16 protein-coding genes are annotated in these 13,721 nt (G+C 44.2%); all 16 read right to left on the bottom strand.

The features are described 5' to 3' along the window. Positions 1–37 precede the first annotated feature (37 nt). Positions 38–1,621, bottom strand: a complete 1,584-nt coding sequence (locus tag KKOR_RS04990) for an amidohydrolase family protein (protein ID WP_012800926.1) — start codon at positions 1,619–1,621, stop codon at positions 38–40. A 93-nt stretch (positions 1,622–1,714) separates the two neighbouring features. Continuing rightward, complete coding sequence (locus KKOR_RS04985; protein WP_012800925.1) at positions 1,715–2,617, bottom strand: 5'-nucleotidase; 903 nt, start codon at positions 2,615–2,617, stop codon at positions 1,715–1,717. Positions 2,618–2,652: 35 nt separating this feature from the next. Beyond that, positions 2,653–3,381: an MlaA family lipoprotein gene (locus tag KKOR_RS04980; protein WP_012800924.1), complete on the bottom strand. Its 729-nt coding sequence runs from the start codon at positions 3,379–3,381 to the stop codon at positions 2,653–2,655. Between the two features lie 89 nt (positions 3,382–3,470). After that, positions 3,471–4,256, bottom strand: coding sequence for an HvfC family RiPP maturation protein (locus tag KKOR_RS04975; RefSeq protein ID WP_012800923.1), 786 nt, complete (start codon positions 4,254–4,256; stop codon positions 3,471–3,473). Between the two features lie 13 nt (positions 4,257–4,269). Next, the gene (locus KKOR_RS04970) at positions 4,270–5,115 is read right to left on the bottom strand and encodes an HvfB family MNIO-type RiPP peptide maturase (protein ID WP_012800922.1); all 846 of its coding nucleotides are present in this window, start codon (positions 5,113–5,115) and stop codon (positions 4,270–4,272) included. A 78-nt stretch (positions 5,116–5,193) separates the two neighbouring features. Continuing rightward, positions 5,194–5,574 carry an HvfA family oxazolone/thioamide-modified RiPP metallophore gene (locus tag KKOR_RS04965; RefSeq protein WP_012800921.1) on the bottom strand — a complete coding sequence of 127 codons (381 nt, stop codon included), beginning with the start codon at positions 5,572–5,574 and terminating at the stop codon, positions 5,194–5,196. Between the two features lie 152 nt (positions 5,575–5,726). Then, entirely contained in the window at positions 5,727–6,752 is a 1,026-nt protein-coding gene (locus KKOR_RS04960; RefSeq protein ID WP_012800920.1) for a tetratricopeptide repeat protein, read from the bottom strand. Between the two features lie 3 nt (positions 6,753–6,755). Beyond that, a complete protein-coding gene (locus KKOR_RS04955) occupies positions 6,756–7,202 on the bottom strand; it encodes a cytochrome c-type biogenesis protein (protein WP_012800919.1) in 447 nt (148 codons plus the stop codon). Then, positions 7,199–7,765 carry a DsbE family thiol:disulfide interchange protein gene (locus KKOR_RS04950; RefSeq protein WP_012800918.1) on the bottom strand — a complete coding sequence of 189 codons (567 nt, stop codon included), beginning with the start codon at positions 7,763–7,765 and terminating at the stop codon, positions 7,199–7,201. The genes KKOR_RS04955 and KKOR_RS04950 overlap by 4 nt, the downstream gene beginning before the upstream one ends. After that, positions 7,755–9,743, bottom strand: coding sequence for a heme lyase CcmF/NrfE family subunit (locus tag KKOR_RS04945; protein WP_012800917.1), 1,989 nt, complete (start codon positions 9,741–9,743; stop codon positions 7,755–7,757). The genes KKOR_RS04950 and KKOR_RS04945 overlap by 11 nt, the downstream gene beginning before the upstream one ends. 11 nt (positions 9,744–9,754) lie before the next feature. Next, positions 9,755–10,246 (bottom strand): cytochrome c maturation protein CcmE, encoded by a 492-nt coding sequence (gene ccmE, locus KKOR_RS04940; RefSeq protein WP_012800916.1) that lies wholly within the window; start codon positions 10,244–10,246, stop codon positions 9,755–9,757. 7 nt (positions 10,247–10,253) lie between these two features. Then, positions 10,254–10,478, bottom strand: coding sequence for a heme exporter protein CcmD (gene ccmD, locus KKOR_RS04935; protein ID WP_012800915.1), 225 nt, complete (start codon positions 10,476–10,478; stop codon positions 10,254–10,256). Positions 10,479–10,487: 9 nt separating this feature from the next. After that, positions 10,488–11,243, bottom strand: coding sequence for a heme ABC transporter permease CcmC (ccmC, locus tag KKOR_RS04930; RefSeq protein WP_012800914.1), 756 nt, complete (start codon positions 11,241–11,243; stop codon positions 10,488–10,490). A 59-nt stretch (positions 11,244–11,302) separates the two neighbouring features. Next, positions 11,303–11,974, bottom strand: a complete 672-nt coding sequence (gene ccmB, locus KKOR_RS04925) for a heme exporter protein CcmB (RefSeq protein ID WP_012800913.1) — start codon at positions 11,972–11,974, stop codon at positions 11,303–11,305. Continuing rightward, complete coding sequence (gene ccmA / locus KKOR_RS04920; protein WP_012800912.1) at positions 11,974–12,600, bottom strand: heme ABC exporter ATP-binding protein CcmA; 627 nt, start codon at positions 12,598–12,600, stop codon at positions 11,974–11,976. Before ccmA ends, ccmB begins: the two co-directional genes overlap by 1 nt. A 23-nt stretch (positions 12,601–12,623) precedes the next feature. Then, positions 12,624–13,700 (bottom strand): 3-isopropylmalate dehydrogenase, encoded by a 1,077-nt coding sequence (gene leuB, locus KKOR_RS04915; protein ID WP_012800911.1) that lies wholly within the window; start codon positions 13,698–13,700, stop codon positions 12,624–12,626. Positions 13,701–13,721: the final 21 nt, after the last annotated feature.

Genomic DNA, 13,721 nt, shown 5'->3' with positions numbered 1-13,721 from the left:
GCCTCCGCATCACGCAGAGGCTTTTAATAGATTAAAATCACTTCGTCTGTTTTGCTTTCTCAACGATAGCCTTAACATCTTCTCTTAACTGGCGAGCATCAAAAACGATACCGTCTTTAATGGTGTACTTCACTCCACCAACTCGCTGCGGAACATTATCAAGCCCTAAGCGGTAATGGCCTGTGCCATAAAGTACTTTAAAGTTTGCTATTGGGTTTTCATCCACAATCACCAGGTCCGCTAATTTTCCTGGACGCAATGAACCAACCTTGTCTTCCATACCCAAAGCTTCTGCACCATTCATTGTTGCAGATTGGATCACCTCAAGCGGATGAAATCCAGCTTCTTGCAACAACTCAAATTCGCGAATCAGACCAAAACCAAAAATTTTGTAGATATAGCCAGTGTCAGAGCCGGTGGTTACACGACCGCCATGATTTTTATAATCATTCAGAAAGCTCATCCAGATACGATAGTTTTCCTTCCAGTCGATTTCGTTTTGTGTAGTCCAATCGAAAAAATAGGAACCGTGCGAATGACGGTTAGGTTCGAAAAACCCGAGTAGCTTCGGATGGGTATATTCATCATGCCATTCTGCTTCGCGCTCTCGCATCACATCACGGCTAGCTTCATAGATGGTCAGGGTTGGATCGATAGTAAAATCCAGCTCAATCAACTCATCACGAACAGCATTCCAGCGCTCACTTCCCTTTTCGGCAGCTTGTTGCCATAAACGACCAGCTTCGGTGAATCGGTGTGATTCATCGTTGTAGTTGTAATCTAATGGGTAATCTTGAATCGTTTTATCCGTGAATAAAGCTTCCGGCAAGCCATACCAATGCTCCATCGAGGTTAAGCCCATACGAGCAGAATCCAGTGCGTTAGTGCCATACACGTTGAGTTGTGCATGATGCATCATAGTACCTAAGCCTTGCTTAGCTGCTTCATCCATTGCTGCTGCCATCATGTCTTTCGGCAAGCCAAAAAACTTGATGCCGGCGGCACCCTCGCTTGCAACATGGCGTACCCACTTGCGAGCTTCCTTAGGTGTCGTTATTTCTTTATCCCAACCCATGCCAAAGCCAATGTAAGGGACGATTCGAGGTGCGGTAATCTTATTCTGCTGACTAAGCTTTTGATGTGTTAGCGTCCAATCAAGACCATTAAAGCTACCCGGTTCGCGTATCGTTGTAATGCCGTGAGCTAACCAAAGTTTAAAGGGATATTCTGCAGGCAACCCATCAACGCTACCGGCAATGTGGGCATGCATATCAACAAAACCAGGCAAGACATAATGACCAGTGATATCCAGGACCTTGTCATTTGGTCCTACTTTGGGTCGTTTCGATTCATCAATCGCAACACCGGGAGCTCCTACCGAGCGAATACTTTTGATGGTATTACCTTCAATAATAATATCCACAGGGCCTGTTGGCGGTGCGCCCTCACCATTGATGATGATCCCGCCACGCAAGATCAAGCGATTATATGGACCTTCGCCCTCGCTACGTTCTGGTGCATCAAGAGTCTCTGCTATTGATGAGAAACAGGTTAGAAATAGAAGTGCTGAGATGAAGTATTTGAAACTGATATTCACACCGATATTCACACTGATATTCACACTGATACCTTTCTGGTAATTCTAGAAGTTATCAGCAAGATGCCCGAATCAGGGTTAAATATCAAGGAAGGAGGTGTAACGAAATTTAAGAAGCTATTTTTTGTTTATGACGCCATTGGGTACATGTCCACTGGCAATATGCTCTCGGGCACGTTCTATGTGACCTTCCTGGTCATCGAAGAACACATCAGCACCAAAGGCTTTAAGGAACTTGGTTTTATCCATTCCACCGAGAAATAAGGCTTCATCAATACGAATATCCCAGTAGCGAAGCGTACGAATCACGCGCTCATGTGCGGGAGCTGAGCGAGCTGTCACCAATGCCGTGCGAATGGGGCAGTCTTCAGTACCAAATTCTTTTTGCAGCTTATGCAGCGCGGCAAGAAAGTTCTTGAATGGACCGCCTTCGAGAGGTTTCTGAGCAGACGCTTTTTCGTGCTTGGTAAACTCTTCCAATCCACCACTTTGAAAAATCTGCTCGGATTCGTCCGAAAACAAAACGGCATCCCCATCAAATGCAAATTTGATGATGTCGCTTTCATTGCCCGCTTGAGTGGGCGCCACAATAGTTGCTGCAGCAATACCCGCCTCTATGGCTTGGGTCACGTCTACAGGGTTGGTGGATAAAAATAAATGAGCACCAAAAGCTTCCGCATAAAGATAGGGACTGTTGCCGGATGTAAAAGCCGCGCGGGTTATATGCAGTCTATGATTTTCGATGGAGTTGAAAACACGAAGTCCAGTATCTGCGCTATTACGCGATAGTAGAATCACTTCAACTCGAGGTTTGTCTTCTGCACCCTCATTGAGCGCTAACAACTTGCGAACCAAACCAAATGCAGCGCCAGGTTTAAGCAGCTCATCTTCGTGGTCAATTTGATATTGGGCGTAACTGTTGACGCCACTTTCCATGTAAATGCGATGGCTTTCTGCCAGATCAAATAAGGCAGTTGACGAAATGGCTATAACCAAAGTGTCTTTAAAATCCATCGGCATAATTCAAAATTCCTGTTATTGCTGCTTAGTGTAAATTACCAATCTTCGCAGTCTTCTTCAAACTCACAATCATCTTCAATCGGTGGTCGACCATCATAAATCAGGAATTCTCTACGCTGTAGGTAAGCATCGCGTACTAAAGAATACTCATCTAATGCTTGCTCTAATTGCTCTTCAAGCGGAAGTAACTGGGCGCGAGTCTGAATCAGATCCAGTGCTCTTAAACTCCACTCAGTTTGTGTGTCATTCATCTCATCATATGGGCTATACAATGCGACTTTGTCTACTGCAAAGCCAATACCATCACGAGCAGTGGAAGGTCCTATGAAAGGCAGCATTAAATAAGGTCCCGAATCAAAACCCCAGGCAGCAAGAGTCTGACCAAAGTCTTCTTCTTCTTTCTCTAAACCCATTTCAGCTGCTGGATCAAGAAAACCAGCTAAGCCCAAAGTACTATTAATCAGGAAACGACCCGTATCACGACCTGCCTTACCGAATTTTGCTTGCAGGATGTCATTAATAATGGTTTCGATCTCACCTAAGTTACTGAAAAAATTGGATATACCTTTTTCTATAGGATCTGGCGTAATGGCTTGATAGCCTTCAGCCGTAGGCTTCAGAATAGCTTTATCAATGGCGCGGTTAAACTCCCAGACACCTCTATTGTACTCTTCATAGGGATCTTTTGGATTGGTTGAGTCGGTTGTTGCACAAGCTGATAAGGTTAAAACAGCTATAACCAATATCAATCGGTAAAACGTCATTATTGTAATCCTTTGCTATTTCAATGGCGCAATGATAAAGGTTTCAGTGGTTTTGCGCCAGACTTGTTGTTAGGTCTGTTGGTCTTTGCTCATGAGTTAACGCCCAGAATAACATCACGCTGTAAGAGACTGTCCAGCATTTGCTTGCCACCTTCTATGAGCTGTTGAGGATTGGGAAACTGAGTTTCTTCAGCCAGCTGTTGCAAAGCCTGTTGCCCAGTAATTTGATGCTCCTGTTCCAAATGCTCTTGAAAAATCTGCAACAAGCGATAGGTAAAAAGGTTGGTTTCCATGAACTCAATCTTATGCTTACGATCACGGCAAATAATCAGAAAACTTGGTTGTTCAGGTTTTTCTTCGGGTATATAAGCGCTGCCAATGCGATGTACCGGGTATTCATAGGCGACCGCATTCGATAAAGGCGATATCACAATATTCTGCTCGAATAAATCACCATTCCTATCATGGGGAATCGATAAAATATCGTCTTTATTGGCTAATAGAGCTACTTCCAGCCATTCCCAATGAGCAAGCTCCAACATAAACGGATAATCATCCTGTTCGGGCTGGCGATGATCAGATAGATAGTTTAAAAATTCGGCTGAAATCTCTGCAAAATAAGGCGAGTGAGCGCGGTAATCGGTAAAAAAATCACGCACCATGCGATGCCATTTATCGTCTGGCGTCAGCGAACGCAGGATTGGAAAGCTACTCGCACAGAAGTTCTGTACATTGTTATAAAACAAGTCCTGATAAACTTTCATGCGCCTGGCTTCAATGCCTTCAGGAGCTTGATACTTCGCTGGATTGCGTAAGTTTTTGGCGAATTCGTATTGGATTTGTTGAAATTTGGGGAGTTCCGAGCTTTTGTTCATTGCGCATAAACCTCTAAGCTATGGCTGCCGGAACTTGCTGATACTTGTTTTGTAAAGCTTTGATCTGCTCAACTTCTTTTAATAGCTGGCTCATTTTGGGGATATTAAAATCCCGCTCAAGTAAAGTCGGGAACACTCCAAACTGCTCATAAGCCATATCCAGCAAGTCCCAGACCTCAGGCTTCACATCTGAACCATGGGTATCCACTTTGAGATCATCAGCTTCATCATAATGCCCTGCAATGTGGCCATAAGCGATGCGATGTTTTGGCAGAGCTTGCAAAAATTGTTCAGGATCGTATTGATGGTTAATACTGTTCACATAGATGTTATTAACGTCTAACAATAACTTACAGTCAGCCTCTTCTAAAACGGCTAACAAAAATTCCAGTTCAGACATTTCCTGCCCTGGAGCTGCATAATAGGATACGTTCTCCATGGCAATTTGCTGCCCGATAATATCCTGTACCTGTTTAATTCGGTTTACGACGTAATGAACCGCTTCTTCAGTAAAGGGAATTGGCATCAAGTCATACATATGACCATCATCGCTACAGTAACTTAAGTGTTCACTGTAACACTGAATATCATAGGTTTTGATAAACTCGGCAACCTGTTTGACGAAATCAGTATCCAATGGCGTTGGACCACCTATCGACAGCGATAATCCATGGATTACAAAAGGGAACCTATCAGCATAGCGCTTAAACTGTTCCTTTAAGTGACCACCGTAAGGAATCCAGTTTTCAGGAGCAACTTCCATAAAATCAACATCAGATTGATCGAGGGCCTCATATTCATCGAGAAAATCTCGACGAAGTCCTAAGCCTGCTCCTGTAATGACCTTTTGCTGTTTCACATTCGCTCCCAAAGAAAATAATGAATAGAAATAGAAAGTGGCGACTAAGCGCCACTTTCATTGGGTTGGCACAAGGAATTAGCTAGCGCCACCACATTTGCCTTCTTCGGTTTTCTCGGCTTTTTCTTCACCGCACTTACCTTCGCCGCACTTACCTTCACCACATTTACCTTCTTCGGCTTTTTCGGCTTTATCTTCACCACATTTGCCTTCGCCGCACTTGCCTTCACCGCATTTGCCTTCTTCGGCTTTTTCGGCTTTTTCTTCTCCACACTTGCCTTCGCCACATTTGCCTTCACCATCTTTACCATGGTTATCAAACATTGAAAGGTTATAACCTGATTGTAGGTCATTTAGAGTGAAAGGGTTTTCGCCAGCGCTGGCTGTACCTACAGCTGCAGAAGCGGCTAAAGAAGCAGAAACGACTAGGGCTAACTTGGTTTTATCTTTGTTTAACATATGACATAACTCCTAACTTGTTGTTTAAAAAATTGTTCTTAATATCGAACATTCGGTCATTAGAGTAACCTATTCGCTATTTGTTACATAGCTTAACAACAAATTTCCACTATTCCCTGTGAAAGTCACGTCAAAACGAGAAAGGATCGAACTTAATTCACAGTTTGATTGAGCTCAATGTGAAATTGGTCACCAGGAGTAAGATTAGCCAGAACCTCTGTCCTACCATAAACATCACCGGAACCAGGTTGTGCTATGCCTTCAACAGATAAACGGATTTCAATTAACACGTCCTGAGCCTGCCATAAATCAACGTCCGGTAGCATCACATCACTTGGCGTAAGTAATACACCCTCTTCAAGTTGTGCCAACGCTACTGAGCGCACTGCAACCGGTGGACCGCCTGTATAGGAACGAACAATAACAAAGGCTTTACTAAACTGTTCTAAAGGTAAGTCTGATAAGTTGTCGACAAATACACGAATGTTATTAGTTTGTTGTAGTTTAAGCTGATGCTCAGCGCGAGCGATCTGTTGCTCCATCAACTGAGCAGACTGACTACCTGTCTCGCGCATCTCCAAAAGACGCTGCCAATAATCGATAGCGGCTTGGTAATTCTGCTGTTTAAACTGATTAACCCCTTGCATCAGTAAAGCGCCCTCATGGTTGGGCTGCTCCATTAATACCAAGCCAATATGGCGATCTGCTCTTTGGTAGGATGCCTGATCACTTGACTCAAGAAAATACTGCGCAACCTGCAAACGGCTGGCATCCGTAGGCTCGAGATCAATAGCCCGTACAAATGCCTGATCGGCTTCATCATATTCCCCAAACCGTAAGAAAATCTGCCCAAGTTGCAGCCACTTTTCTTTATTGTCAGGTTCAAGCTCACTACGCAAACGTAGTTCAGTTAAAAATTCTAGAGCCGTAATCTCTTTCTCTTGTGCCTTATTCGCCAACTGTACAAGGTTAAGTTCAGCGAATGACTGGTGCTTCTCTGAAAGCTCTTCTAGCTCAGCATGAGCACCCATCTTGAAATAGATAAACAAGCTCAGTACACCGCTTACTAATAACATGCTGACATAAAGTAGCTTTCTGTTTGAGCCTTTAAAGACACCACCGAATAGCCAGGCAGCCCAAACTAGAACAATCAGTGTTAATGTGATCCAAGCCACCATGAATTATTCGCCCTTCTCGTTTGAGTGAGTGTCGTTTGATTGAACATTACCTGTTGTGGGATTTACTTTGCGACGACCTACTCTGCTGATGACAACGACCAGAATTATCAGGAATATCGCCAGCGGCGCAAACCAGAGAATGTAGTTAGCAGGCTGAACAGGTGGGTCATATAAAACAAAATCACCGTAACGCTCTTGCATGTAGGTTAATATTTGAGGCTTAGTCTCACCCGCTTTAATTTTTTGCTGAACGATGAAGCGCAAATCTCGAGATAAAGGAGCATCAGAGTCGGCAATGGTCTGGTTCTGACATTTAGGGCAGCGAAGCTCATTAATAATGTCATAATACATCTGCTCTTGTTCTTCATTTTCGAAATCATAAGTTTCAATAACCGCCTCAGCCAGCTGGGCAAACAACAAAATACTAATGAGTAATGCAATTTTCTTCATTGAGTTACCTCCACCTTGGCTAATGATGGATCAAGCTCTTTCATTTTTGGCAAAATAACTGTGTTCCACACGCGCTCGTCTATCACACCCACATAACGATGATGAATGACACCATCACCATCCACAATAAAGGTTTCCGGAGCACCATAGACCCCCAGGTCTATACCCATAGTGCCGTCTTCATCGGCAATCGAAAACAGGTACGGATCACCGCCTTTTTGCAAGTACTGCAATGCATCAACCCGCACATCTTTATAGTTTAAGCCGATGATGGGAATCGGATACTGATTTGCGAACTTAACTAAATATGGATGTTCAACATGGCATGAGACACACCAGGTTGCCCAGACATTCAGTAGAAACGGCTTATTAGGCAAATCTTTATTGGTAAAAGCTTCCTCAGGGTTATGCAGATTACTCAAGCGAAACTCTGGAACCTGTTTACCGATACGTTGCGATGGTAATTCAGTAGGGTCGGAACCCAAAGAAAACCAGAAGACAATAACCAATGCTGTGAAAATAATAATTGGTATTGATGTAATAAGGATTTTCTTATTGCCCATTGGAAACAGCCTCTTTAGAAACCTTTTTCCTAAATTTCTTTTCCCGATAGCGCTTATCGGTCATCGCTAAAATACCACCCAAGGCCATAAAGATAGCACCCAGCCAAATCCAACGCACAAATGGTTTGTAATACACTCGAATCGCCCAGGCACCATTATCCAACGGTTCACCCATGGCAATATAAACGTCTCTAAACAAGCCTGGATCAATCGCTGCTTCAGTCATAACCATTTGTGATGCATTATAACGACGTTTCTCTGGCTTCAACTCAGCGATAAAATCACCTGATTTCGACACTTCAAAAATAGCTTTTGATGAAATGTAATTGGGTCCTTGGATATTCTTAAAGTCTTTAAATTGAACCGATAAACCTTCCACTTCGACAGTCTCAGTAATCTCGATACGGATATCTTTCTCAATACTGTAGTAAGACGTTAGCACCACGCCCAAGGTTGTTACTGCCACACCGATATGGGCGAAAATCATACCCCAATAACTACGGCTAATTTTTCGCATGCCCGCCCAGCGTGTCTGCCCCTTTTCGGATTGCAGCTGAATATACTTTACCGTACCGGCAATCACCCACAGTCCTAAAATAGTTCCAATCACAGCCATTGGTTCTAGTTCATCAAAAGTGAATCCATTCAGACCAAAGGTTAAAATAAATGCCAGAATAATGCAGCTTGAGAACCACCAAATATATTTTTTCAACAATGCAGGCAGATCATCTTTTTTCCATTTGATTTGCTGGCCAAATGGCATCAATAGCAAAATAGGGATAAAGAAGACTGAAAACATTAAATTAAAATAGGGAGGGCCAACTGACGACTTGCCGTCAGTAAAAGCTTCAATCATCAGCGGATGCAAAGTACCTAATAAAACGACAAAAGTTGACACTGCTAACAGTGCATTATTAAACAACAGTGCAACTTCTCTGGACACTAAGGTGAAATTTGATTTCGAACGAATTTTGCTCGACTGAATGGCGTACAGCAGTAAAGAAGCACCAACCACAATCGCCAGGAATACTAGAATAAATTTACCGCGAACTGGATCGTTTGCAAAGGCATGAACCGACGTTAAAACACCGGAACGAACCAGGAAGGTTCCAAGTAAACTTAAGGAAAAAGTTAAAATCGCCAGCAACACAGTCCAGGACTTGAATACGCCACGTTTTTCAGTAGCCGCCAAAGAATGGATCAAAGCAGTACCCGCTAACCAAGGCAGGAAAGAAGCATTTTCAACCGGATCCCAGAACCACCAGCCGCCCCAGCCAAGCTCATAATAAGCCCACCAGCTGCCTAGCGCGATTCCTATCGTCATAAAGATCCAGGCTACCACCGTCCATGGGCGTGACCATTTGGCCCAATGATGATCAAGCTCACCATGCAACAATCCAGCGATAGCGAAAGCGAATACGACAGAAAAGCCCACATACCCCATATACAGCATAGGTGGGTGTACTATCAGACCAAAATCTTGCAATAGCGGATTGAGGTCAGCACCGTCAATCGGAATGAAAGGTAAAGCTCGCTCAAAAGGATTAGAAGTGAATAAAGTAAAGGAGACAAAACCAACTGCAATCAGTCCCATAACTCCAAGTACCCGCGCCGTCATCTCGTCAGGCAAGGATTTACTGAACTTTGAAACCGCAAATATCCAACCTGTTAAAATCAACACCCACAGTAACAAGGAGCCTTCATGCGACCCCCATACCGCAGAAATTCGGTAATAAATGGGGAGCTGGGTATTGGAATGATTAGCGACATAAGCTACCGAAAAATCATTCTGAATAAAGGCAATAGTCAGGCAGACAAAACTGACCAGTATTAGCAAGAAAATACTGGTCGATGCACGATGCGCAAATTGAATCAAACCCTTATGGTTAGTGTGCGCACCATAAAATGGCAAAGTACCTAACAAAATGGCGTTAATAAACGCCAGTATAAGAAAGAAGTTACCGAGTTCTGGAATCAAGGTTAAACCTGCTAGTATTTATCAGAGGGCTTGTCTGACGAGCTGCCTGAGTCAGTGTCATCTCTTGGTTGCATCGGATGGCCATATTTTTGTAGCGACGCTTCTACTTCTGGTGGCATATAAGTCTCGTCATGTTTAGCCAACACTTTACTTGCGACCAGTTTATTCTTTTCGACCAATTGACCTTCAGCAATTACACCCTGACCTTCTTTAAACATATCCGGCAAGATATTGTCATAACTAATCACCATTTGGCTCTGATTGTCGGTGATTTTAAACTCCACATAGAGTCTTTCACCTGAGCGCTCAATGGAACCCGGGACCACCAGACCACCAACACGAATGGTTTTATTTAAAGGAGCATTACCTTCTTTAACTTCAGTGGGAGCGTAGAAATGATTAATATTTTCGGTCAAGGCGTAGAGGATCAGAGCAACGGCACCGGACAATAAAACCAGGCCAGAGATAATAGCGATGAGTTTGTTACGACGATGTACTTTCATAAATCTCTTAATCTCGCGATTCGTTTTTTTCGACTTTCAATTTGCGCGCTTTGGGCCGAGCAGCATTCGAATCACTGGAATTGAGCTCAGATTTTACTTGGCTACGCAGAGATTTCAATAAATATCGGAACCAATAGAAGACGCCTAATAACACGATAAAGGTCATTAGATAACTGGACCAGACATAGGCACCATGCTTGCCCATAAAGATAAACTCATGAAAACTATTCATTTATAAACCTCACTTCTGCTCTTTCTGAGCGGTCCAATCGGCAACCCAGCGCGACTTTTGCTCACGCATCAGAATTTCTACTCGCAAACGCATTATCACCAGGCCAATAAATAACAAATAGAAAGCGCCAATCATAGTAAACAGTGGTACTTGAAACTCAGGAGCCAGAGCACCCTTTTGAGTCACCGAATAGCCCTGATGCAGTGTGTTCCACCACTTTACTGAGAAATAAATAATTGGCACGTTAATGACGCCGACAATCGCTAATACCGCGGCCGCTTTATCCGCTTTAGCACGCTCAGCAAAGGACGAATGTAAGGCAATAAAGCCTAAGTATAAGAAGAGCAATAATAATTCAGAGGTCAGACGCGCATCCCATTCCCACCAGGTGCCCCAGGTAGGCTTGCCCCAGACCGCACCAGTGAATAGTGCAATAAAGGTCATGGCCGCACCAATTGGCGCAATCGCGCGCGAGGCGGCAAAAGCCATCTTCATTTTCCAGACTAAACCTATAGTGGATGCTATCGCCATAGCCACATAACCGATCATCGACAAGGCTGCGGCTGGCACATGAATATACATAATACGAACAGTATGGCCCTGCCCCTGGCGAGCCTCAATCGGTGAAGCCCATAACGAATAGTACAGACCAACTGCCAATAAAATCAGCGTGCCAGCCCAAATCCAGGGAAGCCATTTAGCGGATTTTTCGAAGAACCATTTAGGAGAGCCGAGTTGATGAAACCAACGCCAACGAGAAGCCATTAATTGTAAACCTATTGTCAGTCAGTCTTTAATTGAATTAGCAGTCGCTTATGGTGAAGCTAACTTACCGAAATTTTCAATGCGCGTCCTGCTGCAAAAGGACTCATAACCAGCGCAATCAATAATAAAGCAGCTAAAATCGCAAGTTGGCCATTATAGCTGAAATTTTCCAGCGATGCTGTAACTGTTGATGTGCCAAAAATCAAAATCGGCACGTATAAAGGCAGCACCAGAACCGCAACCAGCATGCCATTACGATTAGCAGCTAGCGCTAAACTCATGCCCACCGCACCGATCAAGCATAATGTTGGTGTTCCCAGCAATAAGCTCAACATCAGAACCCAAGTATGATTGGAATCGACAAAGCCATGATTGATCTGCATCAAAATACCAAGCAATGGCGAGACAATCACTAAAGGCAAACCGGTTAACAACCAATGGGCCAGTATTTTGGCGCTGGCAACCTGCGTCGGTCCAGCAATCAACAGAGTTTGCTCCAGTGAGCCATCCTGATAATCGCTACGATAAAACTGCTCAAGCGATAACAGGGTTGCTAACAAGGCAGCGACCCAGATAATGCCCGGAGCAATCTTTTGTAATGTTGGCGCTTCAGGGCTCACCCCAAAAGGAAACAGGCTGACTACCATGACAAAGAAAAACAGCGGAATCACAATGCCAATCCAGTTACGGCGGGCTACCATTAGTTCTTTTTTTAACAAGGCGCCAAACATCAGTGTTCAATCCCTATTCGTTGATCAATCGCCAATTCTTCAATCTCGTGATGCGAAGTAAATAGCACCACCCCGCCCTGTTTTGCAAAGTCCTGAATCAAAGCAGCTAACCAATGACGCGTCGCCTTGTCCAGATTGACGAAAGGCTCGTCCAGAATCCAGATTTTCGCTGGCTCAATCACCAACCGGCACAAAGCTACCTTATGTTGCTGGCCAGCAGACAGTTCTGCAAAACGACGTTTTTGCAATTGAGCGATGCCCAGCTGCGAAGTTGCGTCATCAATGAGTGACTTGGGGTCTTTGATGCCACGCAGCCGCGCGTAAAAGCTTAAGTTTTCGAATATAGTCAGCTCAGCCTTCATGGATAAGGCGTGAGCGAGAAAGATCAGATCTTGAAAATATTCGGAGTCCAGGCTGGTGATAGACTGGCCATTCCAGTTGATTTTGCCGCTATCAGCCTGCAATAGACCCGATAAGCAACGCATCAAACTGGTTTTGCCAGCACCATTTTCACCATAAAGATAGGTAATAGTCGAAGGCGCCAACTCAAGTTCAGCGCCTTCCAACAAAACGTGCTCAGCACGCGATATGGTCAAATCAGAGGCCAATAAGCCTTTGTTTGTCATGGTAACCCTTATTTTAGTGACCCTTATTTTAGAGCAGCTAATACTGCATCGCCCATTTCTGTGGTCGATACCAATTTCATGCCATCAGTATAAATGTCGCCAGTGCGGTAACCTTGATCCAGGACAGTAGAAACCGCATTTTCAATTTTATCGGCCAAGGCTTCTTCGCCAAAGCTATGACGCAACATCATTGAAACCGAAAGAATAGTGGCCAATGGATTCGCTTTATTCTGGCCAGCGATATCAGGCGCACTACCGTGGATCGGCTCATACATACCTTTACCATTAGCATCCAGGCTTGCTGAAGGCAACATGCCAATTGAGCCAGTCAGCATCGCTGCGCAATCTGACAAAATATCACCGAACATATTGCCGGTTACCATCACGTCAAACTGCTTAGGCGCGCGTACCAATTGCATGGCCGCGTTATCCACATACATATGTGTCAACTCAACTTCAGGATATTCTTTACCGATGCGAGTCATGACTTCACGCCATAATTCAGTTACTTCAAGTACGTTCGCTTTGTCCACTGAACATAAACGCTTGTCGCGTAGCATTGCCGCGCGGAAAGCGACATGAGCAATGCGTTCAATTTCGCTTTCGCTGTAAACGTAAGTATTGAAACCTTCACGTTCGCCATTATCTTTAGTGCGAATACCACGCGGTTGACCAAAATAAATGCCGCCTGTTAATTCACGAACAATCAATACATCCAGACCAGAAACCAATTCAGGTTTCAAGCTCGAAGCACTGGCCAGTTGCGGATACAAAATCGCCGGACGCAAATTGCCGAACAACTCTAATTCAGAGCGCAGCTTTAATAACGCCTTCTCAGGACGAACCGCAATTTCAAACTGTTCCCACTTAGGACCGCCAACTGCGCCTAATAACACAGAATCCGCCTGACGCGCCTTCTCAAGCACCTCATCAGTCAAAGGCACACCATGTTCATCAAAAGACGAACCGCCCACCAATGCAGACTCATAAGCCATATCCAAACCATGATCAGCAATCAACGCATCCAACACACGCGTCGCCTGACCCACAATCTCCGGACCAATACCATCGCCCGGTAATACCAATACTTTTTTAGTCATCTTGTTACTCTACTCTTTGAG

Source organism: Kangiella koreensis DSM 16069 (genome assembly GCF_000024085.1).
Taxonomy (GTDB): Bacteria; Pseudomonadota; Gammaproteobacteria; order Enterobacterales; family Kangiellaceae; genus Kangiella; species Kangiella koreensis.
This window is presented reverse-complemented; position numbering and strand designations above follow the sequence as displayed.

Coding starts and splice junctions, on each gene's coding strand:
- KKOR_RS04985 (WP_012800925.1), bottom strand. CDS start 2,617: ATGCCGATGGATTTTAAAGACACTTTGGTTATAGCCATTTCGTCAACT.
- KKOR_RS04980 (WP_012800924.1), bottom strand. CDS start 3,381: ATGACGTTTTACCGATTGATATTGGTTATAGCTGTTTTAACCTTATCA.
- KKOR_RS04960 (WP_012800920.1), bottom strand. CDS start 6,752: ATGGTGGCTTGGATCACATTAACACTGATTGTTCTAGTTTGGGCTGCC.
- leuB (WP_012800911.1), bottom strand. CDS start 13,700: ATGACTAAAAAAGTATTGGTATTACCGGGCGATGGTATTGGTCCGGAG.
- ccmD (WP_012800915.1), bottom strand. CDS start 10,478: ATGAATAGTTTTCATGAGTTTATCTTTATGGGCAAGCATGGTGCCTAT.
- ccmC (WP_012800914.1), bottom strand. CDS start 11,243: ATGGCTTCTCGTTGGCGTTGGTTTCATCAACTCGGCTCTCCTAAATGG.
- ccmB (WP_012800913.1), bottom strand. CDS start 11,974: ATGTTTGGCGCCTTGTTAAAAAAAGAACTAATGGTAGCCCGCCGTAAC.
- ccmE (WP_012800916.1), bottom strand. CDS start 10,246: ATGAAAGTACATCGTCGTAACAAACTCATCGCTATTATCTCTGGCCTG.
- KKOR_RS04955 (WP_012800919.1), bottom strand. CDS start 7,202: ATGAAGAAAATTGCATTACTCATTAGTATTTTGTTGTTTGCCCAGCTG.
- KKOR_RS04950 (WP_012800918.1), bottom strand. CDS start 7,765: ATGGGCAATAAGAAAATCCTTATTACATCAATACCAATTATTATTTTC.
- KKOR_RS04965 (WP_012800921.1), bottom strand. CDS start 5,574: ATGTTAAACAAAGATAAAACCAAGTTAGCCCTAGTCGTTTCTGCTTCT.
- ccmA (WP_012800912.1), bottom strand. CDS start 12,600: ATGACAAACAAAGGCTTATTGGCCTCTGATTTGACCATATCGCGTGCT.
- KKOR_RS04975 (WP_012800923.1), bottom strand. CDS start 4,256: ATGAACAAAAGCTCGGAACTCCCCAAATTTCAACAAATCCAATACGAA.